At 69.3% G+C, this 20,827-nt stretch carries 20 protein-coding genes; 5 read left to right on the plus strand and 15 right to left on the minus strand.

Features of this window, described 5'->3' with window-relative positions:
• Positions 1 to 285: 285 nt before the first annotated feature.
• On the plus strand, positions 286 to 1,281 hold the full coding sequence (locus tag OG257_RS10125; protein ID WP_329206637.1) for an ROK family protein: 996 nt from the start codon (positions 286 to 288) through the stop codon (positions 1,279 to 1,281).
• 158 nt (positions 1,282 to 1,439) lie between these two features.
• On the opposite strand, the gene OG257_RS10130 is transcribed toward OG257_RS10125, so the two are convergent.
• Both OG257_RS10130 and OG257_RS10135 read right to left on the minus strand, forming a co-directional pair.
• Positions 1,440 to 2,864 (minus strand): non-reducing end alpha-L-arabinofuranosidase family hydrolase, encoded by a 1,425-nt coding sequence (locus tag OG257_RS10130; RefSeq protein ID WP_329206638.1) that lies wholly within the window; start codon positions 2,862 to 2,864, stop codon positions 1,440 to 1,442.
• 584 nt (positions 2,865 to 3,448) lie between these two features.
• On the minus strand, positions 3,449 to 3,622 hold the full coding sequence (locus tag OG257_RS10135; RefSeq protein ID WP_329206639.1) for a hypothetical protein: 174 nt from the start codon (positions 3,620 to 3,622) through the stop codon (positions 3,449 to 3,451).
• Between the two features lie 261 nt (positions 3,623 to 3,883).
• On the opposite strand from OG257_RS10135, the gene OG257_RS10140 reads away from it, so the two are divergent.
• The gene (locus tag OG257_RS10140; RefSeq protein WP_329206641.1) at positions 3,884 to 4,324 is read left to right on the plus strand and encodes a hypothetical protein; all 441 of its coding nucleotides are present in this window, start codon (positions 3,884 to 3,886) and stop codon (positions 4,322 to 4,324) included.
• Between the two features lie 243 nt (positions 4,325 to 4,567).
• Here the strand turns inward: OG257_RS10140 and OG257_RS10145 are convergent, their stop codons facing one another.
• Both OG257_RS10145 and OG257_RS10150 read right to left on the minus strand, forming a co-directional pair.
• Positions 4,568 to 5,911 carry a class I SAM-dependent RNA methyltransferase gene (locus tag OG257_RS10145; RefSeq protein WP_329206642.1) on the minus strand — a complete coding sequence of 448 codons (1,344 nt, stop codon included), beginning with the start codon at positions 5,909 to 5,911 and terminating at the stop codon, positions 4,568 to 4,570.
• A gap of 100 nt (positions 5,912 to 6,011) precedes the next feature.
• A complete protein-coding gene (locus tag OG257_RS10150) occupies positions 6,012 to 8,060 on the minus strand; it encodes an APC family permease (protein ID WP_329206644.1) in 2,049 nt (682 codons plus the stop codon).
• A 414-nt stretch (positions 8,061 to 8,474) separates the two neighbouring features.
• Between OG257_RS10150 and OG257_RS10155 the strand changes: the two genes are divergently transcribed.
• Together OG257_RS10155 and OG257_RS10160 are read left to right on the plus strand one after the other, a co-directional pair.
• Positions 8,475 to 9,143 (plus strand): potassium channel family protein, encoded by a 669-nt coding sequence (locus tag OG257_RS10155; protein WP_329206645.1) that lies wholly within the window; start codon positions 8,475 to 8,477, stop codon positions 9,141 to 9,143.
• Complete coding sequence (locus tag OG257_RS10160; protein WP_329206646.1) at positions 9,143 to 9,820, plus strand: potassium channel family protein; 678 nt, start codon at positions 9,143 to 9,145, stop codon at positions 9,818 to 9,820. Before OG257_RS10155 ends, OG257_RS10160 begins: the two co-directional genes overlap by 1 nt.
• Positions 9,821 to 9,903: 83 nt before the next feature.
• Here the strand turns inward: OG257_RS10160 and OG257_RS10165 are convergent, their stop codons facing one another.
• The 8 genes from OG257_RS10165 to OG257_RS10200 all read right to left on the minus strand — a co-directional run bounded on the left by OG257_RS10165 (position 9,904) and on the right by OG257_RS10200 (position 17,373).
• Complete coding sequence (locus tag OG257_RS10165) at positions 9,904 to 10,674, minus strand: DUF3159 domain-containing protein (protein WP_329206648.1); 771 nt, start codon at positions 10,672 to 10,674, stop codon at positions 9,904 to 9,906.
• A gap of 3 nt (positions 10,675 to 10,677) precedes the next feature.
• A complete protein-coding gene (locus OG257_RS10170; protein WP_383179311.1) occupies positions 10,678 to 11,028 on the minus strand; it encodes an OB-fold nucleic acid binding domain-containing protein in 351 nt (116 codons plus the stop codon).
• Between the two features lie 155 nt (positions 11,029 to 11,183).
• Positions 11,184 to 11,876, minus strand: a complete 693-nt coding sequence (locus OG257_RS10175) for a response regulator (RefSeq protein ID WP_329206650.1) — start codon at positions 11,874 to 11,876, stop codon at positions 11,184 to 11,186.
• Positions 11,877 to 11,931: 55 nt separating this feature from the next.
• Entirely contained in the window at positions 11,932 to 14,475 is a 2,544-nt protein-coding gene (locus OG257_RS10180; RefSeq protein ID WP_329206651.1) for a sensor histidine kinase KdpD, read from the minus strand.
• A gap of 146 nt (positions 14,476 to 14,621) precedes the next feature.
• A complete protein-coding gene (locus OG257_RS10185; RefSeq protein ID WP_329206653.1) occupies positions 14,622 to 15,356 on the minus strand; it encodes an ABC transporter ATP-binding protein in 735 nt (244 codons plus the stop codon).
• A gap of 130 nt (positions 15,357 to 15,486) precedes the next feature.
• Entirely contained in the window at positions 15,487 to 16,260 is a 774-nt protein-coding gene (locus OG257_RS10190) for a DUF3710 domain-containing protein (protein WP_329206655.1), read from the minus strand.
• 1 nt (position 16,261) lies between these two features.
• Positions 16,262 to 16,789 (minus strand): dUTP diphosphatase, encoded by a 528-nt coding sequence (gene dut, locus OG257_RS10195; protein WP_329215010.1) that lies wholly within the window; start codon positions 16,787 to 16,789, stop codon positions 16,262 to 16,264.
• Positions 16,789 to 17,373: a PaaI family thioesterase gene (locus OG257_RS10200; protein ID WP_329206658.1), complete on the minus strand. Its 585-nt coding sequence runs from the start codon at positions 17,371 to 17,373 to the stop codon at positions 16,789 to 16,791. The genes dut and OG257_RS10200 overlap by 1 nt, the downstream gene beginning before the upstream one ends.
• Before the next feature lie 58 nt (positions 17,374 to 17,431).
• Between OG257_RS10200 and OG257_RS10205 the strand changes: the two genes are divergently transcribed.
• The gene (locus OG257_RS10205) at positions 17,432 to 17,887 is read left to right on the plus strand and encodes a DUF3093 domain-containing protein (protein ID WP_329206660.1); all 456 of its coding nucleotides are present in this window, start codon (positions 17,432 to 17,434) and stop codon (positions 17,885 to 17,887) included.
• Positions 17,888 to 17,917: 30 nt separating this feature from the next.
• Here OG257_RS10205 and OG257_RS10210 read toward each other — a convergent pair whose 3' ends face one another.
• From OG257_RS10210 to OG257_RS10220, 3 genes are all read right to left on the minus strand, one after another.
• Positions 17,918 to 18,874, minus strand: coding sequence for a hypothetical protein (locus OG257_RS10210; RefSeq protein ID WP_329206662.1), 957 nt, complete (start codon positions 18,872 to 18,874; stop codon positions 17,918 to 17,920).
• A 12-nt stretch (positions 18,875 to 18,886) separates the two neighbouring features.
• Positions 18,887 to 19,183 (minus strand): DUF4193 domain-containing protein, encoded by a 297-nt coding sequence (locus tag OG257_RS10215; protein ID WP_003965732.1) that lies wholly within the window; start codon positions 19,181 to 19,183, stop codon positions 18,887 to 18,889.
• Positions 19,184 to 19,587: 404 nt separating this feature from the next.
• Entirely contained in the window at positions 19,588 to 20,820 is a 1,233-nt protein-coding gene (locus OG257_RS10220) for a sensor histidine kinase (protein ID WP_329206663.1), read from the minus strand.
• Between the last annotated feature and the right edge of the window lie 7 nt (positions 20,821 to 20,827).

Below are 20,827 nucleotides of genomic sequence, written 5' to 3' on the forward strand. Positions count from 1 at the left end.
ATCACGCCCAGCGGAATGCCGCGTCGGCTCCCGCTGCCCCGGCCTGATGAGCGCTCAACGTAGACGTAATGCGCCGGCAATGTCCATAGACCGGTCCACCTGGATTTGAAGCCTCCACAGGTCGCTGATCTGCGACTTTACTAAACAGTGACTAAATCGATCGGGACTTGAACGCGTCGGCCGAACGGGATTCGGCGGGCATCTGGACAACGTTGTCGAAGGGTGCTCGGATGTGGTCTTCTCAACCGGACCACACATGCCACTCCTATTCCGAGGGACATCACCTTGAGTAGTCATCGGTCGGCAGCTTCACCCCCAAGCGGTGACCTGATCGCCGCCCTTGATATCGGCGGAACCAAAATCGCCGGCGCCCTGGTCGACCGGGACGGCGTCCTGCTGCACCGTGCGCGCCGCGCCACCCCGGCGCAGGAATCCGCCGACGCACTCCTGGGTGCGGTTCACGAGGTGGTGAGTGCCCTGGCTGCCGGCCCTCTGTGGGGAGCAGTTCGCGCAGTGGGCATCGGCAGCGCCGGCCCGATCGACCTGACTCGCGGGACCGTGAGTCCTGTCAACATCCCCGCCTGGAGGGACTTTCCCCTCGTCGAATCCGTTGCAAGGCATCCAGCTCTCGCCCATCGGCAGGTGATGCTGGCGGGTGACGCCGTGGCGATGACCGCCGCCGAGCATCGCCACGGCGCGGCACGCGGGCACAAGAACGCACTGTGCCTCGTGGTGTCCACGGGTGTGGGCGCCGGCCTGGTCATCAACGGCAGCGTGCACCACGGGCTCACAGGCAATGCCGGCCACCTCGGGCACATCAGCATCGACTTCGACGGTGAACCCTGCCCGTGCGGCGCGAAGGGCTGTCTGGAAACCATCGCGAGTGGGACCGCCATCACCCGGCACGCGCTCGCCCTTGGCTGGCAACCCCCTCTGACAGCGGACGCAGCGGCGGTTGCGGCAGCGGCTCGAGCCGGAGAGGCGGCAGCTCTCGCCGCGTTCGATCGTGCGGCCCGCGCATTGGCGGCCGGCATCGCCGCAACGGCGGCCCTGGTCGAGATCGACATTGCCGTGGTCGGGGGCGGTGTCGCCCAGTCCGGCGAGGTGTTCTTCGAACCGCTCGCTCGCCACCTGCGGCGCTACGCGGCCATGCCGTTCCTGCAGGATCTGCGCGTCGTACCGGCTGAACTGGGGCCCGACGCCGGTCTGGTCGGCGCCGCGGTGCTGGCGTCGGCCGGAGTGCCACCCGCTACGACCGTGCTTGTCGACGGCGCCCGGTAGGCACCGGTGAACTCCAAAAGAGGAACCCCATCCGACGCACGGCTGGGGTTCCTCTCTGCGGTGGGTATGGGTCAGGCGGTGGAGTTGCCCACGCCGTAAATCGATCGTCCACGCGCCGGCGGACCGCACCACATCGCGATCACCGTGGATCGGGCGGGTCAGCGCTGCAGGGTGAGGACGCCCGGCCGCCAGGGCAGTTGGTCGTAGGGGCCGCCCGCGGTGGGGGACTTGCCCTGGTAGAGGAACTGCAGGTTGCAGGGGTCGATGGTCATGGTCTGGTCGGGGTTGTTGCGGACCAGGTCACCGTGGCTGATGTCGTTGGTCCAGGTGGCACCGCTGTTGGCCTTGCCCGCGAAGGGGCTGCTCTCGCTGCTTGCCTGCGGGGTCCACGAACCACTCAGGCTGGAGGCCGTGAACGAGCGGAAGTAGCGCCCGTTCGCACCTATCGCCTCAACAATCATGAGGTACTGGTTCTGGCCCTGAACCTTGTAGACCTGCACCCCCTCGAACAGGTTGTTGGTCGAGTCGCTCATGACCATGGTGTACGACGAGCCGAAGCTGCCCGGGAAGTTCCCGATCGGCATGCTCGCCCGGTAGATCTTGCCGTTGTCACCGGCGAAGAACAGGTACATGTTCTGGCCGTCACCGATCAGGGTCTGGTCGATCGGGCCGGTGCCGGAGCCGGAGATGCTGCCGGTGAAGAGCGGCTGCGGCGAGGACCAGCCGTTGGGATCGGTGGGGTCGCCGGACGTGCGGTAGACGAAGGCCGACGCACCCCACTGGTACGCCAGCACCCAGATGTTCTTCGGCGCGAAGTAGAAGAGCGTGGGCGCGACTGCGGCCTGGCTCATCCCGGCCTGGCCGGCCGAAGCCATGTCCGACCAGTTCGTGAAGGGAGCGAACCTCATCGAGCCGTACGACGATCCCGACACGTTCGACGCGTAGACCAGGTGCTTGCCGTTGTACATCACGCTGGTGAAGTCCTTCAGCGCGGCCCACCCGTTCGCCGGCTGTGCCAGGACACCCGTCGACGTCCACCGGTACGTCGACGGAAGAGTGCACGTGCCGCCCGGGGGCGTTGTCCCGGACAGGCCGGTCCACTTCTGGCTGCTGCCTCCGTTGCACGTCCGGACCTCCACCGCTGTGCCGTTGGCCGTACCGGAGCCCGTGACGTTCAGGCACAGCCCGGACTCCACGCCGACGATCGTGCCGTCGGAGTCCACCCGCCACTGCTGGTTCGCACCGCCGGAACAGCTCCAGATCTGCACCCGGGTACCGGCCGTGGTGGCGTGGCCCGGAACATCCAGACACTTACCGCCGTACACGGTCAGCTGGTTGCTGTCCGTCAACGTCCACTGCTGGTTGGTCCCGCTCCAGCAGTCGTAGATCTGCAGGTACGTGCCGTCGGTCTGGGCGGCGTCCGGTACGTCGAGACACCGGCCCGAACCAACACCGCGCAAGGCGCCACTGGAAGCAGCCTGAGCCGGGTTGGCGACGAGTAACGCCGCCAGCGCGACCAGGGCCGCAACCGCGGCGGCGAGTACCACAGACAGCTGCCTGCGGCTGAATTTTCGACTGCGCATGGGACTCCTCAAAAGATTTGACGTGACCATGACATATCCACGAGGCGGCACACCCCTTGCGGCTCGGCCTTTCGGCGGGCGCGACCCGTAGGTGCTCTGCTGTGCCAGTGGAGCGACTCAGCGTTCGTGATATCGAACAAGGGTCGAAGTGTCGAGCAATCTGAATAATAGGGAACCGGTGAACGGCGTCAATACTTCTCGCATGATTCGCGAGAGATGTCGAAACATTCGCACGGCCGTGTGGGCAAAACCCGCAGGTCAAGCCAATCGAATGGCTTGGGTGCGTGGATGGACGGCCCTTGGGCTCCAGAACGGAGCGGGTTTCACGGGCGGTGCGGACAAGACCGGCCGCCCCTCCAGAATTCTTGGTAACCCAATTTTCCGAATGAAGTCCGAAATTTCGAACCCACGGCCGCGCCGAGTAGCCCGGCGCTCACCCCACCATTGGGATCGTCCACGGGAGCGGGCCGGTGTGACGCGATGTGCGCCGGGGCAAGCCATTGCAGCGCCGAGCCCGGCTGCGCACCGCCCGACACACGAACCCGCTCGAGCCTCGCACCGCCTCCGCCGACGACGTGGCGTGATCAGTGCCTGAAGCTGTCCTTCGACCTCTCCTTGATGTCCCGGGCCTTGCCCCGGGCCTCCAGTGCGGCTCCCTTGGCCGCGGTGGTCTCGTTGCCCACCGCGTGGGCCATCTTCCTGACGGCCTTCCCGACAACCTGCTCGGTCTTGGCCTTGGCCTTCTCTCCGGCACTCATGTCGGTCCCTTCGTAGGCGCTCACTCATCCGCCCCTGGCCCGGAGCGGAATCGGGCACCGTGTCAGCACCGCGACTCCGACGGCCCTGCTCTCCAGCAGCTCCGCGGCAGCGATGCCCACACACTTCATTGTGGTCCCGGCGGAAGTGTCTGGGTGCATTCGATCTGCGGTTTCCGGGGTGCAGATGCCGGCCCCTCCCCGTTTCGGTCGGGTCGGCTACCTGGTGCGCGGTGTGGTGGCCGGGCAGGCTAGTTTGCTCGGATGAGTCTCCTTGATGATGTGGCCGAACGCGACGGCTGGCGATGCTGGGTGTGTGACGAAGCGGTCGACCCCGACGAGTCCGTGAACGACCCGCGGGGGCCGAGCGTCGACAGCCGGACCGCCGACCGGAAGGCCAAGGTCGCCGAGCGGCTCGCGCACCGCGGATGCAACACCCGCAAGGGCGCGGTCAAGGTGGTCATCCCCTGGCCGGACCGCCTTTACGTGGTCGAACCCGCGCCGCTGATCACCGTTGCCGGGAGGCTGGAGCGCAAGGGGGGCCGCGAGATGGTGGGCCGTTGTCCGACCAGGCGGGACGCCCAAGAGGCGGCGGATTGGCTGGTGGACCGGTTCTCCCGACTCGTACCGGGGCTGCCGGTGACCGCCGACATCGAGCCGGGCGGCGGCCAGTTCCTCGTCACCCTGGCCACCGGCCGCCGCTGACCAGGAATCACCGGCGCACACGCGCGCAGAGCCGAACAGTCGGCCCACTCCGACCTGTCCTGGCACGAGTTGACGGCGTCGGCATCGACGGCCCAACTTCCCGTCGGGGCGTCTGTGCAGCCGGCCGCGGTCAGCCCGTTCCTCGCGTCGGTTGCCATGTGAGCGTCACGGGCGTCATTTCAGCGTAGAGATGTCGCCCGTAACGCCCACAGTGCACATGGAGCACATCCGAAAAACCGCAGGTCAGGCGCTCTTCGCGATGGGTTCAAGGATCGCGACGCACTCCACGTGGTGCGTCATCGGGAAGAGGTCGAACGCCCGCAGCGTGCGGACCTTGTAGCCGCCGTCCTTGAAGTACGCCAGGTCCCGGGCCAGCGCCGCCGGGTCGCAGGCCACGTAGGCGATCTTGCGTGCGCCCAGCCCCGACAGGTGCTTGACGACCTGCTTGCCGGCGCCCGCGCGGGGCGGGTCGAGGACGATGATGTCGCACTCGGTGATGCCCGTGCGCGGGAGGACCTGGTCGACCTTGCCGTGCTCGATGCGGACGCGGTCGAGGTCCTGGAGGTTGTGGCGGGCGTCCTCGACGGCGCGCTTGCCGGACTCGATGCCGAGCACCGCGCCCTTCTCGCCGATGCGCTGGCCGATCGCGCCGGCGAAGAGGCCGACACCGCAGTAGAGGTCCAGGGCGGTGTCGTTCTTGCGGGGCAGGAGGCCCTGCATGACCGCGCGGACCAGGGTGTTGGCCGCCTGCGGGTGGACCTGCCAGAAGCCGCCCGAGCCGACGCGGTACGTACGGTCGTCTGCCCGCTCGCGGACGAAGGCACGGCCGTGGACGCGGTGGACGCCGCCGTCCTTCTCCTCGACGCGGAGCACCGAGACCGGCTTGTCGAGCTCCACGAGCGGCAGCCGGCCGCCCTCCTGCGGGGTCAGGATGACCTGGCGGTCGTGCGAGCCGGTGGCGGAGATGGCCTCGACCGACGCGATCTGCGGCCAGTCGCGCTTCTCGATGCCCAGCTCGGAGACCCCGGGGGCGGCGATCATGCAGTGGTCGATCGGCTGGACGTCGTGCGAGCGGTGCTTGCGCAGCCCGGCCCGGCCGTCCGCGTCGATCGTGTACTGGACGCGGGTGCGCCACGCGGGCACCTCGCCCGGCGGGAGCTTGTCGCCCTCGGCCGGCATGACGGTGCCGTCCCATCCCGCTTCCTCGGGGGTGAGGCCCGCGAGGCGCTGCAGCTGCTCGGCGATCACTTCGCCCTTGAGGCGGCGCTGGGCGCCGGGCTTGGCGTGCTGCCAGTCGCAGCCGCCGCACTTGCCGGGGCCCGCGTAGGGGCAGGGGGCCTCGACGCGGTCCTTGGACGCCTCGATGATCTGTACGGCGTCGGCGCGCAGGAAGCGCGAGTCGCTCTCGCCGTCGGTGACCCGGGCCACGACCTTCTCACCGGGGAGGGTGTGCCGTACGAAGAGGACCTGGCCCTCGGCGGTGCGCGCGATGCAGTGGCCGCCGTGTGCGACGGGGCCGACCTCGACCTCGTACTCCCGACCGATCAGAGACTCCCCGGCCAGCGACGATGTGGATTCGTTCTGCATGAGGGGGTGGCTCCAGAGATCAAGGGGAAAGCGGCCGGACAACAACCCACGAGTCTACGTGGATGTCGCCCGGCCGCTTACCACGAACGGTTGCACCGAGTCAGCCCTTGTGACCGGTTTCCTTGTTCCGCCGCTCCACGGGGCCTCGGCGGACCGATCCCGGAGCGGTCCAGTCCGCGCGCTTCCTGGCCCGCAGCTTCGCGGCCTCGGAGGACTCCAGCTGGTAGGGCACCGAGGTCACCATGACGCCCGGGGTGAACAGCAGCCGGCCCTTCAGCCGCAGGGCGCTCTGGTTGTGCAGCAGGTGCTCGTACCAGTGACCGACCACGTACTCGGGGATGTACACGCTGACCACATCGCGGGGCCTGTCCTTGCGCAGGCCCTTCACGTACTCGATGACCGGACGTGTCACCTCGCGGTAGGGCGAGTCGAGGATCTTCAGCGGGATGTTGATGCCGCGCCGCTCCCAGTCCTCCTTGAGCACCTTGGTCTCGGCCGGGTCGACGCTGATGGAGAGCGCCTCCAGATGGTCGGAGCGGACCAGTTTGGCGTAGGCGAGGGCGCGCAGGGTGGGGCGGTGGAGCTTGGAGACGAGGACGATCGAGTGCACGCGGGAGGGCCGCACGGTGTCGTCGGACGGAGTGTCGGAGGCGGCGATCTCCTCGGCGACGCGGTCGTAGTGCCGTCGGATCGCGGTCATCGTTCCGAAGAAGATCACCATGCCGAGCAGTGCGACCCAGGCGCCGTGGGTGAACTTGGTGGCCAGGACGACGACGAGGACCAGACCGGTGAAGAAGGCACCGAAGGTGTTGATCGCGCGCGAGCGGATCATGTGGCGGCGCTTGGCCGGGTCCCGCTCGTTCCTCAGATGGCGGTTCCAGTGCCGCACCATGCCGGTCTGGCTGAGCGTGAAGGAGACGAAGACGCCGACGATGTAGAGCTGGATCAGCCGGGTCGAGTCGGCCCCGTAGATCCAGACGAGCAGTATCGCGGCACCGGCCAGCAGCACGATGCCGTTGGAGAAGGCCAGCCGGTCGCCGCGGGTGTGCAGCTGACGGGGCAGGTAGCGGTCCTGGGCCAGGATCGAGCCGAGCAGCGGGAAGCCGTTGTACGCGGTGTTGGCGGCCAGGAAGAGCACGAGGGCGGTGGCCGCGGCGAGGAGCACGAAGAAGAACGTTCCGTCACCGAAGACCGCTGCGGCGACCTGGGAGATCACCGGGTCCTGGACGAAGCCGGCGCCGACCGCGACACCGTTGTGGATCAGGTCCTTCGCCGGGTTCTCGGCCATCTTCACGTCGGTGGCCATCGCGAGGCCGATGATGCCGCAGAACATGGTGACGGCCAGCAGGCCCATCGCCGCGAGGGTGGTCGCGGCGTTCTTGCTCTTCGGCTTGCGGAACGCGGGCACGCCGTTGCTGATCGCCTCGACACCGGTGAGCGCGGCACAGCCCGAGGAGAAGGCCCGCAGAAGCAGGAAGACGAGGGCGAAACCGGCCAGCCCCTGGTGCTCGGGCTTGATCTCGTAGTCCGAGGTCGGCGCGTGCATGGTGTCGCCGAGGACCAGCCCGCGGAACGCGCCCCAGAGAATCATGGCGAAGACCCCCGCCACGAAGAGGTACGTCGGGATGGCGAAGAGCTTTCCGGACTCCTTCACGCCGCGCAGGTTCATCAGGGTCAGCAGCACGATGGCCGCGATGGCGCAGAGCGTCTTGTGCTCGACCACGAAGGGGACCGCGGAGCCGAGGTTCTCCACCCCGGAGGAGATGGACACGGCGACGGTGAGGACGTAGTCGACGAGGAGGGCGCTGGCGACTGTCAGGCCGGCCTTGGGGCCGAGGTTGGTGTTGGCGACCTCGTAGTCACCGCCACCGCTCGGGTAGGCGCGCACGTTCTGCCGGTAGGAGGCGACCACCGTGAACATGAGGACCACGACGGCGGCCGCGATCCACGGGCTGAAGTGGTAGGCCGACACGCCCGCGATGGACAGTACGAGGAGAACTTCTCCCGGGGCGTACGCCACAGAGGACAGCGGGTCGGATGCGAAGACGGGGAGTGCGATGCGCTTGGGGAGGAGTGTCTCTCCCAGCTTGTCGCTGCGCAGCGCCCGGCCGATCAGGATCCGTTTGGGCACGTCGGTCAGTTTGGACACGCTGAGGATCGTAAGCGTTGGGAAGACGGGCCGCCGAAGCACCACCCCCTCGGTGCCCGTAAATCCTTCATAATTACCCGCCCTCACCGGAAAAGTCCATGGAATCCTTAACGGAATCCTTGCGGTGCGAGCGACCGGGCGAGGGCCCCGCGCGGCCTCTCCGTCCAGCTCCTTCAGGCCCATCCGCCCAGCCCCCGCGGGCCTCGCTGTCCAGCCCCGCGGGGTTCCCTTTGCCGTTCCGGCCGCCGCGTACGCACACTCGGATGAGGGAGTGGATGCGGCGCCGCATAAGCTCATCCCCGGGCAACACCGAAGGTGGTTGCCCCATTGTTTGCCCCGCAAGCTGAGAGAGAAGTGTGAGCAGGGTGTTTTCGCAGGTCATCCGGACGACCAGGACTGCGAGGTAGGCGCAAGGTGCACATCGTCATCATGGGCTGCGGCCGAGTCGGAGCCGCACTCGCACAGACCCTGGAGCAGCAGGGGCACACGGTCGCCGTGATCGACCAGGACCCCACGGCGTTCCGCCGGCTCGGTTCCGGGTTCGGCGGCCGGCGGGTGAGCGGGGTCGGTTTCGACCAGGACACCCTCCGCGAGGCCGGGATCGAGGAGGCCGGGGCGTTCGCAGCGGTGAGCAGCGGCGACAACTCCAACATCATCGCGGCCCGGGTGGCCCGCGAGATGTTCGGCATCGAGAACGTCGCGGCGCGCATCTACGACCCGAAGCGTGCCGAGGTCTATCAGCGTCTCGGCATCCCGACCGTCGCCACGGTCCGCTGGACGGCGGACCAGATGCTGCGACGGCTGCTGCCGTCGGGGGCCGAGCCGCTGTGGCGTGACCCGAGCGGTGGTGTGCAGCTCGCCGAGGTGCACACGACGCCCTCCTGGATCGGTCACAAGATCAGCACGCTGCAGGAGGAGACGGGCGTCCGCGTAGCCTTCATCACCCGGTTGGGCGAGGCCATTCTGCCCTCGTCGCAGACGGTTCTGCAGGAGGGCGATCTGGTCCACGTGATGATGCGTACGGACGAGATCGCGAAGGTCGAGGAGGCCTTTGCCGAAGGTCCTGAGGAGGGCGGTCACTGATGCGCGTGTCGATTGCCGGGGCCGGCGCGGTGGGGCGTTCCATCGCGGCCGAGCTCCTGGAGAACGGGCACGAGGTGCTGCTGATCGACAAGGCGCCGACCGCCATCTCGGTGGAGCGGGTCCCGATGGCCGAGTGGCTGCTCGCGGACGCCTGCGAGATCACGTCGCTGGACGAGGCGGCGCTGCAGCGGTGCAACGTGGTGATCGCCGCGACCGGCGACGACAAGGTCAATCTGGTCGTCTCGCTGCTCGCCAAGACCGAGTACGGCGTTCCGCGGGTCGTCGCCCGGGTCAACAACCCGAAGAACGAGTGGCTGTTCAACGAGTCCTGGGGGGTCGACGTCGCGGTCTCCACGCCGCGTCTGATGTCCGCCCTGGTCGAGGAGGCGGTGAGCGTCGGTGATCTGGTCCGGCTGCTGCGCTTCAGCCACGGCGACGCCAACCTCGTCGAGCTGACGCTGCCCCCGGAGTCGGCGCTGGCCGGCACCCCGATCAGCGATGTGGCCTGGCCCGAGGACACCTCGCTGGTCACGATCATCCGCGGTACGCGCGTCCTGACGCCGAGCCCCGAGGAGACCCTGGAGGCCGGTGACGAGCTGCTGTTCGTGGCCGCCCAGGCCCGCGAGGAGCAGCTGGAGGACCTGCTGTCGGTCCGCCGCGAGCCCTCCGACAGCTGAGAGACGCAATGGAGAGGGGCCCGGAACCGTGTGTCACGGTTCCGGGCCCCTCTCACGTGCAGTACGGGTCGTACTTGGCCGGGTCAGACGTCGTAGTTGCGGGCCTCGGCGGCCCGGGCGTTCTGCGCGTCCTTGCGGGCCTTCTCGGCCTCCTCCTGCGCCTCCATCTCTGCGAAGACGTCGATGGGCGGCGGCGCCTTGGCGAGGAAGACCCAGGTCAGGTACACCGCAAGCAGGAACGGCGGGATCTTGAGCGCGACGAGCACCCAGCCGAGCTGTGTGGTGTCGGCCCACCAGTACAGCGGGAAGAGGATCGCGCACTTGGCGAGCAGGATCAGCCCCCACGCGTAGCTGGCCTTGGCGTAGGCCTTCTTGCGACCGGGGTTCCTGGTGCGCCAGGAGAGGTTCTCCTTGAAGACCGGACCGAGGATCAGTCCGATCAGCGGCACCCCGGCGAGGGTCGTGATGAGGTAGGCGAGCGCCAGGCCGAGCGTGTAGATCATGCCCGGCAGATAGAAGTCCTTGGCGTTGCCGGTCATCATCGCGAAGACCACACCGAAGGCGACGCCGAAGACACCGCTGAAGGCGTGCTTGACGGTGTCCTTGCGGATCAGCCGTACGACGACGAGCACCAGGGACAGCGCCAGCGCGGCGATGGCCGAAGCCTTCAGGTCCTTGTTGACGGTGAAGATCGTGACGAAGAGCAGCCCGGGAAGGACTGTCTCCACCATGCCGCGCACGCCGCCGAAGGCCTCGAAGAGCGCGGCTTCCGTGACCGCTTTCGCGTCGGCTGCCGACTGGTCGGTGCTGTGGGGCTGGTCCGTGTCGGGCGTCGGCTTGTCGAGTGACGTCACCGGCTACTCCTTGCCGAGTGGTCGGAGTTCGTATTTGGGGTTGAACAGCACCCGGCGCCCGTGACTCATGGCGATGCGGCCCGAGGCTATGAGCTTGCGGCCGGGCTCGATGCCGATGATGGAACGCCGGCCCAGCCAGACCACGTCGAGCGGCGCGGTGCCGTCGAAGAGCTCCGCCTCCAGGGCGGGCACTCCGGCGCGCGGGCGCAAGGTGACCGTCCGCAAGGTACCAGCCACCTTGACGATCTGGCGGTCCGAGCACTCGGAAATGCGCGTGCAGCCCGAGGCGTGCGTGTCCTCCTGCAGCTCCTCGGACTCCAGGTCCTCCTGGGAACTGGACAGCCGGTCGAGCATGCGGCGGAAGCGGCCGGACGGCTTCTCGGCCCTGCCGGCCTTCTCGAATCGGGGAACAGCGCTCATACCCGAAGGGTACCGGTCTCCTGTGGTAAGGGCTGGCCCGAGGGGGTCCCACCCGAACGGGTGACCAAGGTCGCCCCGGGGCCCCGTTCTCAGCCCTTCTCGAAGCGGTAGCCCATGCCCGGCTCGGTCACGAAGTGCCTGGGGTGAGAGGGATCGGCCTCCAGCTTGCGGCGCAGCTGCGCCATGTAGACCCGCAGGTAATTGGTCTCGGTGCCGTAGGAGGGCCCCCAGACCTCCTGGAGCAGCTGCTTCTGGCTGACGAGCCGGCCGGCGTTGCGGACGAGGACCTCCAGGAGGTGCCACTCCGTGGGGGTGAGCCGCACGTCCCGGCCCTCCCGTTGGACCTTCTTCGCCGCCAGGTCCACGGTGAAGCCCTGCGTCTCGACGATCACGAGGTCGTCGGCCCCGTCCTGGCCGACCGGTTCGGCCCTGCGCACCGCCGCGCGCAGCCGGGCCAGCAGCTCGTCCATGCCGAACGGCTTGGTGACGTAGTCGTCGGCGCCGGCGTCCAGGGCCTCGACCTTCTCGTCGGAGGTGTGGCGGGCGGAGAGCACGAGGATCGGCACACGTGTCCAGCCCCGCAGGCCCTTGATCACCTCGACACCGTCCATGTCGGGCAGTCCGAGGTCCAGGACGACGACGTCGGGATGGCGGGCGGCGGCGAGCTGCAGGGCCGTCGCCCCGTCGGGGGCCGCGTCCACCTCGTACCTGCGCGCCTTCAGATTGATCACGAGGGCGCGTACGATCTGCGGCTCGTCGTCGACCACAAGCACCCGGGTCATCGCGATCCTGCCTTTCCTGAACATGTGTACGAGGTGGGGTTCCGCCCCGGGGGGTTCACGAGGTGACCTGGACGGGCAGGCCGGGGCCGACGCCGACCTGTCCGGGTACCGCCTTGAGCGTGAGGACCATCGTGAGTCCGCCGCCCGGGGTGTCCTCGGCCCCGAGGGTTCCGCCCATGGACTCCACGAAGCCCCGGGCGACGGCGAGCCCGAGGCCGACTCCCGCGCCGCGCGGGGCGTCGCCGTAGCGCTGGAAGGGCTCGAAGATGCGTTCCTTGCCCTCGTCGGGGACACCGCGGCCGCGGTCCGTCACCCGTAGCTCGACGCGCTCGCCCAGGGCGCTGGCGGCGACCGTGACGCGGTCCCGGCCGGGGCTGTACTTGACCGCGTTCTCCACGATGTTGGCGACGGCCCTCTCCAGCAGCCCGGGGTCGACGGCGACCATCGGCAGCGTCTCGGGGATGTCGAGGTCGACGCTGCCCTCGGGTACGCCTCCGAGGGCCATCGGCACGACCTCGTCGAGGTCGATCTCACGGATGAGCGGGGTGACGGTGCCGGTCTGCAGGCGGGACATGTCGAGGAGATTGCCGATCAGGTGGTCCAGCCGGTCCGCGCCGTCCTCGATGGCCGCGAGGAACTCGGCCTCGTCCTCGTCGGACCAGGCGACGTCGTCGGCGCGCAGCGAGCTCACGGCGGCCTTGATGGCCGCCAGCGGGGTACGCAGGTCGTGACTGACGGCGGCGAGCAGCGCGGTCCTGATCCGGTTGCCCTCGGCCAGCCGCCGGGCCGCCTCGGCCTCCCCCACCAGGCGCTGCCGGTCCAGGACCACCGCGGCCTGCGCCGCGAACGCTCCGAGCACCCGGCGGTCCTCGGCGGGCAGTACCCGGCCGGAGAGGGCGAGCGCCATGTTGTCGCCGACCGGCATGTCGACGTCGGCGTCGTCCGGCCGGGCCACCGGGGCGGGGCCGACGGATCCGGCACAGGTCCACGGATCGACGTCGCTCTGCCGCTCCAGCAGGGCGACGGACTCCATGCCGAAGGTCTCGCGGACCCGCTCCAGCAGGGCGTCCAGCGCCGTCTCCCCGCGCAGGACGCTCCCGGCCAGGGCGGAGAGGATCTCCGACTCGGCGCGCAGCCGTGCCGCCTGGTGGGTGCGGCGGGCCGCCAGGTCGACCACGGAGGCGACCGCGACGGCCACCGCGAAGAAGATCACGATGGCGACGAAGTTCTCGGGGTCCTGCACGGTCAGTGTGTGGGTGGGCGGGGTGAACCAGTAGTTCAGGAGCATGGAGCCGACGGCCGCCGAGGCGAGCGCGGGCGCCAGTCCGCCGAGCAGGGCCGCTGCGACGGTCAGGAAGAGGAAGAGCAGGACGTCGTTGGCGAGCCCGGGGCCGTTCTCCAGGCGGAGCAGCAGCAGGGTGAGCAGGGCCGGCCCGAGGACGCCGACCGTCCAGCCCCAGATGATCCGGGTGCGCCCGAGCCGGGCTCCGCGGGCGATGGGCAGGCCGCGTCCCTTGGCGACCTCTTCGTGCGTGACGATGTGGACGTCCAGGTCGGGTCCGGACTCGCGGGCGACGGTGGCGCCCACTCCGGGGCCGTAGATGTACTGCCAGGCCTTGCGCCGGCTGGAGCCGAGGACGATCTGGGTGGCGTTGACGCCCCGGGCGAATTCGAGGAGCGCCGAGGGTATGTCGTCGCCGATGACGTGGTGGAAGGTGCCGCCCAGGTCCTCGACGAGGGTGCGCTGGACCGCGAGCTCCTTGGGCGACGCGGAGGTCAGCCCGTCGCTGCGGGCGATGTACACCGCGAGGATCTCGCTGCCGGAGCCCTTGGCCGCCATCCGGGACGCGCGGCGGATGAGCGTACGGCCTTCGGGGCCGCCGGTCAGTCCCACCACGATGCGTTCGCGGGCCTGCCAGGTGGTGCGGATGTTGTGCTCACCGCGGTACTGCTGGAGGTACTCGTCGACGCGGTCGGCGACCCAGAGGAGGGCCAGCTCGCGCAGGGCGGTGAGGTTGCCCGGCCGGAAGTAGTTGGACAGGGCCGCGTCGACCTTGTCGGACCGGTAGATGTTGCCGTGCGCCATGCGACGGCGCAGCGCCTGGGGTGACATGTCGACAAGTTCGATCTGGTCGGCCCGGCGTGCCACCTCGTCGGGGATGGTCTCCTTCTGCCGTACGCCGGTTATCGACTCGACGACGTCACCGAGCGACTCCAGGTGCTGGATGTTCACGGTGGAGATCACATCGATGCCGGCCTTCAGGAGCTCCTCGACGTCCTGCCAGCGCTTGGCGTTGCGTGAGCCCGGCACATTGGTGTGGGCCAGTTCGTCCACCAGCGCGACGGCGGGGGCCCGCTCCAGGACCGCTTCGACGTCCATCTCGGAGAAAACGACGGACCGGTACTCGATCTCGCGCCGGCGGATCTGTTCGAGGCCGTGCAGCAGCACCTCGGTGCGTTCCCGTTCGTGGTGCTCCACGAACGCGACGACGCAGTCCGTGCCCCGTTCCACCCGGCGGTGCGCCTCGGACAGCATCGCGTACGTCTTGCCGACGCCGGGTGCCGCACCCAGGTAGATCCGAAGCTTGCCGCGTGCCATGGCCCCATTGTCTTCTCTGACCGGCCGCCGTGTATCCGGCGGCTGCTTCAGAAGCTACCCCGAGAATTTCCGGCATATGGGACCAGGGGCGGACGCAGGGTCCGTATTGACGGGATTCTGATGCGGCCCCGCGGTGTGCCCGCTGTTCACACCTGCTCGACGATGTGCCCGTCACTGAGCTCCAGGACCCGGTCGGCGAAGCCGAGCAGCTGCGCGTCGTGGGTGGCGACGAGAACGGTGACGCCCTCGCTGCGCACCACGGCCCGCAGCAGCTCCATGACCGCGAGGCCGGTCTCCGCGTCGAGCTGTCCGGTGGGCTCGTCGGCGATCAGGAGCGCGGGCCGGTTGGCCAGCGCACGGGCGATGGCGACACGCTGCTGCTGGCCGCCGGAGAGCTCGCCGGGGCGCTGCTGGGCGTGGTCGCCGAGGCCCACCAGGGAGAGCAGCAGCGCCACCCGGTCCTCGCGCTCACCCGGCTCCGCCCGGCGCAGCCGCATCGGCACACCGACGTTCTCCGCCGCGGTCAGGATCGGGATGAGGCCGAACGACTGGAAGATGAAGCCGATCCGGTCCCTGCGCAGCTCCAGCAGGCCGTTCTCGCCGAGCTGGGAGAGGTCCGTACCGTCGACGGTGATCCGGCCGCTGTCCGGTGCGTCGAGGCCGCCGACGAGGTTGAGCAGAGTCGTCTTGCCGGAACCCGAGCGGCCCTTGAGCGCGACCAGTTCCCCGCGCGGGATCTCGAAGGAGACGCCGCGCAGGGCGTGCACGGCGGCCGCACCGGTTCCGTACGAGCGGTGCAGGTCCTCGATCCGCACCATGGGCCCGCCGGCCGGGTCCTCGGCCACTGCCGTGCCGCTCTGTCCGGTGGCGCTCTCGGTCATGTCTCTCCCCGGTACGTACGTGCTCTCGTCGCCGCCAGTATGTGCACGAGGCACACGCACGGGCAATGGCCGGTGGGCCGCACCCCGCAAGGGGTACGGCCCACCGGCCGAATCATGCTGGGCGAGTCGCTCAGCGCACCTCGGTGATCTCGGGTCCGCGCTGGAGCTGGCCCATGCCGCCGGAGAACTTCGAGCTCTCCTGGTCCTCCTGCTGCACACCCTCCGGCACCATCTGGGCGTCATTGGGAAGCTTGAGGACGATGGGGTCGCGCGGGGCCATCGGGCCGTCGCCACGGACGACCACGGTGTCCCGGAAGATCGTCTCCAGGAGTCCGGCCGCCTCCGGCTGCACGGCACCCTGACCGGAGATCACTCCGCGCAGGAACCAGCGAGGTCCGTCGACACCGATGAAGCGCACCAGCTGTACGCCGTTCTTCCCGTCGGGGAGCTGTACGGGGACCTGCGCGCGCAGCTCCCAGCCCAGCGGGCCCTCGACCTCGTCGATGATCCCGCCCTGCTGGGTGATGCCCGAGGCGATCTCCTCGCGGACCTCGCCCCAGATGCCCTGCTTCTTGGGGGCGGCGAAGGCCTGCAGCTGGACCGCACTGTCGCGCAGTACGACGGTGGCGGCGACGATCGCGTCACCGGCCACCTCCACCCGCAGCTCCATGCCTTCGACTCCGGGCACGAAGATGCCGCCGAGGTCCACCCGTCCCTCACCGGGCTGGGAGACCTCGGAGATGTCCCACGGCCCGTCCGGCCTGGGGGCCGGCGGAAGGTTCGACCGGCGCGAGCCGGATGCGGCTCCGTCGGTGCCATCGAGCTCGTCGGCGACCTGCTCGGCCTCGCGCGCTTCGTCCGCCGTGTCCTCGGCGGAACCACTGTTCTTGCGACGTCCGAACACGTCACTGTCCTTCCCGGTCGGATACGACCGAAGCGTAGCTGTTCCCACCCTGGGTGTTACCGCCCCTGACACCGTCCACAGCGGCGTGACCGCCGGTGGACCCGAAGCCCCCCTCGGCCCGCGCCGAACCGGGAAGTTCCGCCACCTCGTGGAAGCGCACCTTCTCGACCTGCTGGACGACCAGCTGGGCAATCCGGTCGAACCTCTCGAACCGCACGGTCTCGCGCGGGTCGAGATTGACCACGATTACCTTGATCTCCCCACGGTACCCGGCATCAACCGTCCCTGGGGCATTCACGAGGGCCACTCCGCAGCGGGCTGCGAGGCCGGAGCGGGGGTGCACGAACGCCGCGTACCCGTCGGGCAGCGCGATCGACACCCCGGTGGGGAGGACCGCCCGCTCGCCCGGGGCGAGCTCGGCAGCCTGGGTGGTCACCAGATCGGCACCGGCGTCGCCCGGGTGTCCGTAGGCGGGGATCGGCACGTCCGGGTCGACCCGGCGGATCAGTACGTCGACGGGATGGCGCATCACGGGTTCACCTCGAAGGCTCGGGCACGCCTGACCTGGTCCGGGTCGGCCATCGCCGCCCGGATCTCCTCCGGTCGGCCGTTGTCGATGAAGTGGTCCATCTTGACCTCGATGAAGAGGGCCTCGGCACGGACCGCGACGGGCCCCTCGGGGCCGCCGATCCGGCCGGTGGCCCGGCAGAAGATCTTCCGCCTGTGCACGGCGGTGACCTCGGCGTCCAGGAAGAGCACCGTGTCCACCGGCACCGGCCTGACGAAGTCGGTCTCCAGCCGTCCGGTCACCGCGATCACCCGCAGCAGCCAGCTCAGGGCGCCGAGGGTCTCGTCCATCGCCGTGGCGAGCACGCCGCCGTGCGCGAGCCCCGGAGCACCCTGGTGCGCGGGCTTCACGGTGAACTCGGCGGTGACGCTCACACCTTCTCCGGCCCGCGCCCGGAGGTGCAGCCCGTGGGGCTGCTCGTCGCCGCAGCCGAAACATTGCTCGTAGTGCGACCCGAGCAGCGTGCCCGGCGCCGGGGCATCGGGGTGCCGTTCCGGCTTCGCGGCATCGGCCGGGGGTGTCAGACGTGTTGATGTTCCACTCACAGGCGCAGACCTTACCCGCGCGGCCGATCGCAGGTCGCGCCGTGCCAAGCTTGGCTCCATGCAGCCTTCCGCACCGCCCTTCGACGAACGTCTCACCGCACCCCGCACGTGGTGGCTCATCGCCTTCGGGGTCGGCGTCGCCTGCGCCCTGATGCTCCTGCCGCTCGGCACGCTGCCCATGCTCGGCGGGCTGGCCGGCGGCACGGCCGCGGCTGCCGTGGTGGTGAGCCAGTACGGCTCGGCACGCGTCCGGGTGGTTGCCGGCGCCCTCGTCGCGGGCGACGCGCGTATTCCGCTGTCGGCGCTCGGCGACGCCGAGGCGCTGGATGCGGAGGAGGCGCGCGCCTGGCGCTCGTACAAGGCGGATCCCCGCGCCTTCATGCTGCTGCGCAGCTACATCCCGACCGCGGTGCGGGTGAAGGTCACCGATCCGGACGACCCGACGCCGTACGTCTATCTCTCGACCCGGGAGCCGCAGGCCCTGGTGGCCGCGCTCGCGGGTGTCCCCGCCTGAGGCACGGGCGGGGCGTCCCGGCCCGGGACCCTAGGCGCCGGGCTCGTCGAGCCCCTTCGGCAGCTCCTTCGCGGGCACCGCGGGCTGCTCCAGCGGGGGCAGTTCGGGGAGCCGGTCCCAGGTGACCTGCTGCTTGCGCAGATCGGCCCTGACCCGGTCGGCCAGCTTTCTGGTGTCCCGGCGGTTCATCAGCGCGCCCACTGCGGCGCCGATCATGAACGGAATGAGGTTGGGCAGGTCGCGCACCATGCGCTTCATGATCTGCTGGCGCAGTTCGCGCTTCATCTGCCCGCCCAGCGCCGCGTTCAGCGTGGTGGGGCGGGACACGTCGATGCCGCGCTCCTCCGTCCAGGACGTCAGATACGCGGTGCTGCGCTGCCCGAGGTTGCCCGGCGGGCGCCGGCCGTAGACCTCGTGGAGCTCGGCGACGAGCTTCATCTCGATGGCTGCCACGCCGGTGATCTCGGCGGCCAGCTCGGCCAGCATGGCGGGGGGTACGGGCATCATGGCCGCCGCCCCGATACCTGCGCCGACGGTGGCGGTCGCGTTGCACGCGCCCGCGACGAGCTTGTCGGCGAGTTCTTCGGGACCGAGTCCCGGGAACTGCTTGCGCAGCCTGGCGAGGTCGCGCACAGGGATGCGGGGAGCCGTGTCGATGATCCGGTCGGCCAGCTGGCCGACCACCGCCCTGGCGCTCTCCCCGCCCTTGTGTACGCCCCGTTTCAGCTTTCTCAGACGGCCTGCCCCGGTCGTGGGCTCCGTCGTGCCGTCCTGTCCGGGCATCTCCGGAGATGCCGCTGCCCGGGCCGCTTCGAGCGAGGCCGACCGGCCCCGCTCGTCGTCGGATGTGCCGGGAGAGGGCGGCAGGGCGGCCTGGTGCTCGGCAGGAGTGCTTGCGCCTTCTGCCGGGCCTGTGCCGCCCTGATGCGCCTCCGACGACTTCGTGCGCCGCAAGCGCCGCTTCCGGAACGGTGTGTCGCCTGCCACGGCCGGCCTGCCTCAGTCGCAGTCGCGGCAGATGGGCTGGCCGTTCTTCTCGCGCGCCAGCTGGCTCCTGTGGTGGACCAGGAAGCAGCTCATGCAGGTGAACTCGTCCGCCTGCTTGGGCAGGACCCGCACGGCCAGCTCTTCGTTGGACAGGTCTGCGCCGGGCAGCTCCAGTCCCTCTGCCGCGTCGAACTCGTCCACGTCGACGGCGGATGCCGTCTTGTCGCTCCGACGAGCCTTGAGCTCTTCGAGGCTGTCCTGGTCCACGTCGTCGTCAGTCTTGCGTGGGGTGTCGTAATCCGTTGCCATGTCGCTCTCCCCCTCTTGGGTGTCTGCGGTGTCTCAGCGCACGTAACGCGTGAGAGGCCGGACTTGTGCCCGACCTGAGGCGGAGATTTTGCCTCACATCAAGGTCTGTTACTCAATCGACACCCAACCGGATCTCCCGAGAGCGATCAGCTTGGGTGGCGATGGGGACCGTACACGGTCCGATTGCTGCAGTTCACGGGTGCCACCCCGTGTACTTCCCGTGATATCGACCCCCGGAAACCCGGACGTTTCCCGGCTTTCCGGCAGAGACGTGATCACCGAGAGTAGAAGGACCGAAAATGGCTCCTGTGATCGATCACACAGGGAGTCAACGGGACTGGCGCCCGAAAATTCCGCCCAAAGCGAACAGAGCGATCCAATGCGGCTTCACACCGCGAAGCCTCTCAGACCGGCAGGGTGACGCGCATCACGAGACCACCGCCCTCGCGGGGCTCCGCGATGATACGGCCTCCGTGCGCCCGCGCGACGGACCGCGCGATCGACAGGCCGAGCCCCACCCCCTTGTCGCTGCCTGTGCGTTCCGTGCGCAGCCGCCTGAACGGCTCGAAGAGGTTGTCGATCTCGTAGGCGGGCACTACAGGACCTGTGTTCGAGACCACCAGGAGCGCCTGTCCGGGCTGGAGCTCCGTGGTGACCTCCACCCAGCCGCCCTCCGCCACGTTGTAGCGCACGGCGTTCTGTACGAGGTTCAGCGCGATCCGCTCCAGGAGGACACCGTTGCCCTGGACGACGGCCGGAGCGCGCTCACCGCGGATCTCCACCGCCTTCTGAGCCGCCTCGGCGCGGGCCTGGTCGATGGCGCGGTCGGCGACCTCGGCGAGGTCCACCGGTTTGCGCTCGACGATCTGGTTCTCGCTGCGGGCGAGCAGCAGCAGGCCTTCGACCAGCTGCTCGCTGCGCTCGTTGGTGGCGAGAAGTGTCTTGCCGAGCTGCTGGAGCTCCGTGGGGGCCTCCGGGTCGGAGAGGTGCACCTCCAGCAGGGTGCGGTTGATCGCGAGCGGCGTGCGCAGCTCGTGCGAGGCGTTCCCGACGAATCGCTGCTGGGCCGTGAAGGCCCGCTCCAGGCGGTCCAGCATCTCGTCGAAGGTGTCGGCGAGCTCCTTCAGCTCGTCGTCCGGGCCGTCCAGCTCGATCCGGCGGGACAGGTCCGTCCCGGCCACCCTGCGTGCGGTGCGGGTGATCCTGCCCAACGGGGACAGGACGCGGCCGGCCATGGCGTATCCGAAGGCGAAGGCGATGATGCTGAGGCCCACGAGGGCCAGCAGCGAGCGGTTCAGCAGGGAGTCGAGCGCCTGCTGGCGCTGCTGGTTGACGCAGGCGTTCATGGCGGCGTTGAAGGTCTCCGGGCTCGCCGTCTTCGGCAGGTCGCAGACCTCACTGGTGACCTGGCCGTTCACGATCCGGAACGGCAGGTCGCTGCCCACGTTCAGCGCCTGTGCGGCCAGCATGTAGATGATCGAGAGCAGCAGGATGCCCGCGATCAGGAACATGCCGCCGTAGAGCAGGGTGAGCCGTATCCGGATGGTCGGGCGCAGCCAGGGGTACGGCGGTTCCTGCGGCTTGGGCTCCCAGGTCGGCTTCGGGGGCGCCTTCACAGGCGCCGGGGAGGCGGCCACGGGGCGC

Origin of the sequence: Streptomyces sp. NBC_00683, from assembly GCF_036226745.1 — a bacterium.
Lineage (GTDB): Bacteria > Actinomycetota > Actinomycetes > Streptomycetales > Streptomycetaceae > Streptomyces.

Bases quoted from the DNA above. Each gene is read 5' to 3' on its own strand.
- OG257_RS10145 (WP_329206642.1), bottom strand. From the start codon at position 5,911: ATGCAGAACGAATCCACATCGTCGCTGGCCGGGGAGTCTCTGATCGGT.
- OG257_RS10135 (WP_329206639.1), bottom strand. From the start codon at position 3,622: ATGAGTGCCGGAGAGAAGGCCAAGGCCAAGACCGAGCAGGTTGTCGGG.
- OG257_RS10175 (WP_329206650.1), bottom strand. From the start codon at position 11,876: ATGACCCGGGTGCTTGTGGTCGACGACGAGCCGCAGATCGTACGCGCC.
- OG257_RS10170 (WP_383179311.1), bottom strand. From the start codon at position 11,028: ATGCTCGACCGGCTGTCCAGTTCCCAGGAGGACCTGGAGTCCGAGGAG.
- OG257_RS10180 (WP_329206651.1), bottom strand. From the start codon at position 14,475: ATGGCACGCGGCAAGCTTCGGATCTACCTGGGTGCGGCACCCGGCGTC.
- OG257_RS10185 (WP_329206653.1), bottom strand. From the start codon at position 15,356: ATGACCGAGAGCGCCACCGGACAGAGCGGCACGGCAGTGGCCGAGGAC.
- OG257_RS10215 (WP_003965732.1), bottom strand. From the start codon at position 19,183: ATGGCAACGGATTACGACACCCCACGCAAGACTGACGACGACGTGGAC.
- OG257_RS10140 (WP_329206641.1), top strand. From the start codon at position 3,884: ATGAGTCTCCTTGATGATGTGGCCGAACGCGACGGCTGGCGATGCTGG.
- OG257_RS10205 (WP_329206660.1), top strand. From the start codon at position 17,432: ATGCAGCCTTCCGCACCGCCCTTCGACGAACGTCTCACCGCACCCCGC.
- OG257_RS10130 (WP_329206638.1), bottom strand. From the start codon at position 2,864: ATGCGCAGTCGAAAATTCAGCCGCAGGCAGCTGTCTGTGGTACTCGCC.
- OG257_RS10160 (WP_329206646.1), top strand. From the start codon at position 9,143: ATGCGCGTGTCGATTGCCGGGGCCGGCGCGGTGGGGCGTTCCATCGCG.
- dut (WP_329215010.1), bottom strand. From the start codon at position 16,789: ATGCGCCATCCCGTCGACGTACTGATCCGCCGGGTCGACCCGGACGTG.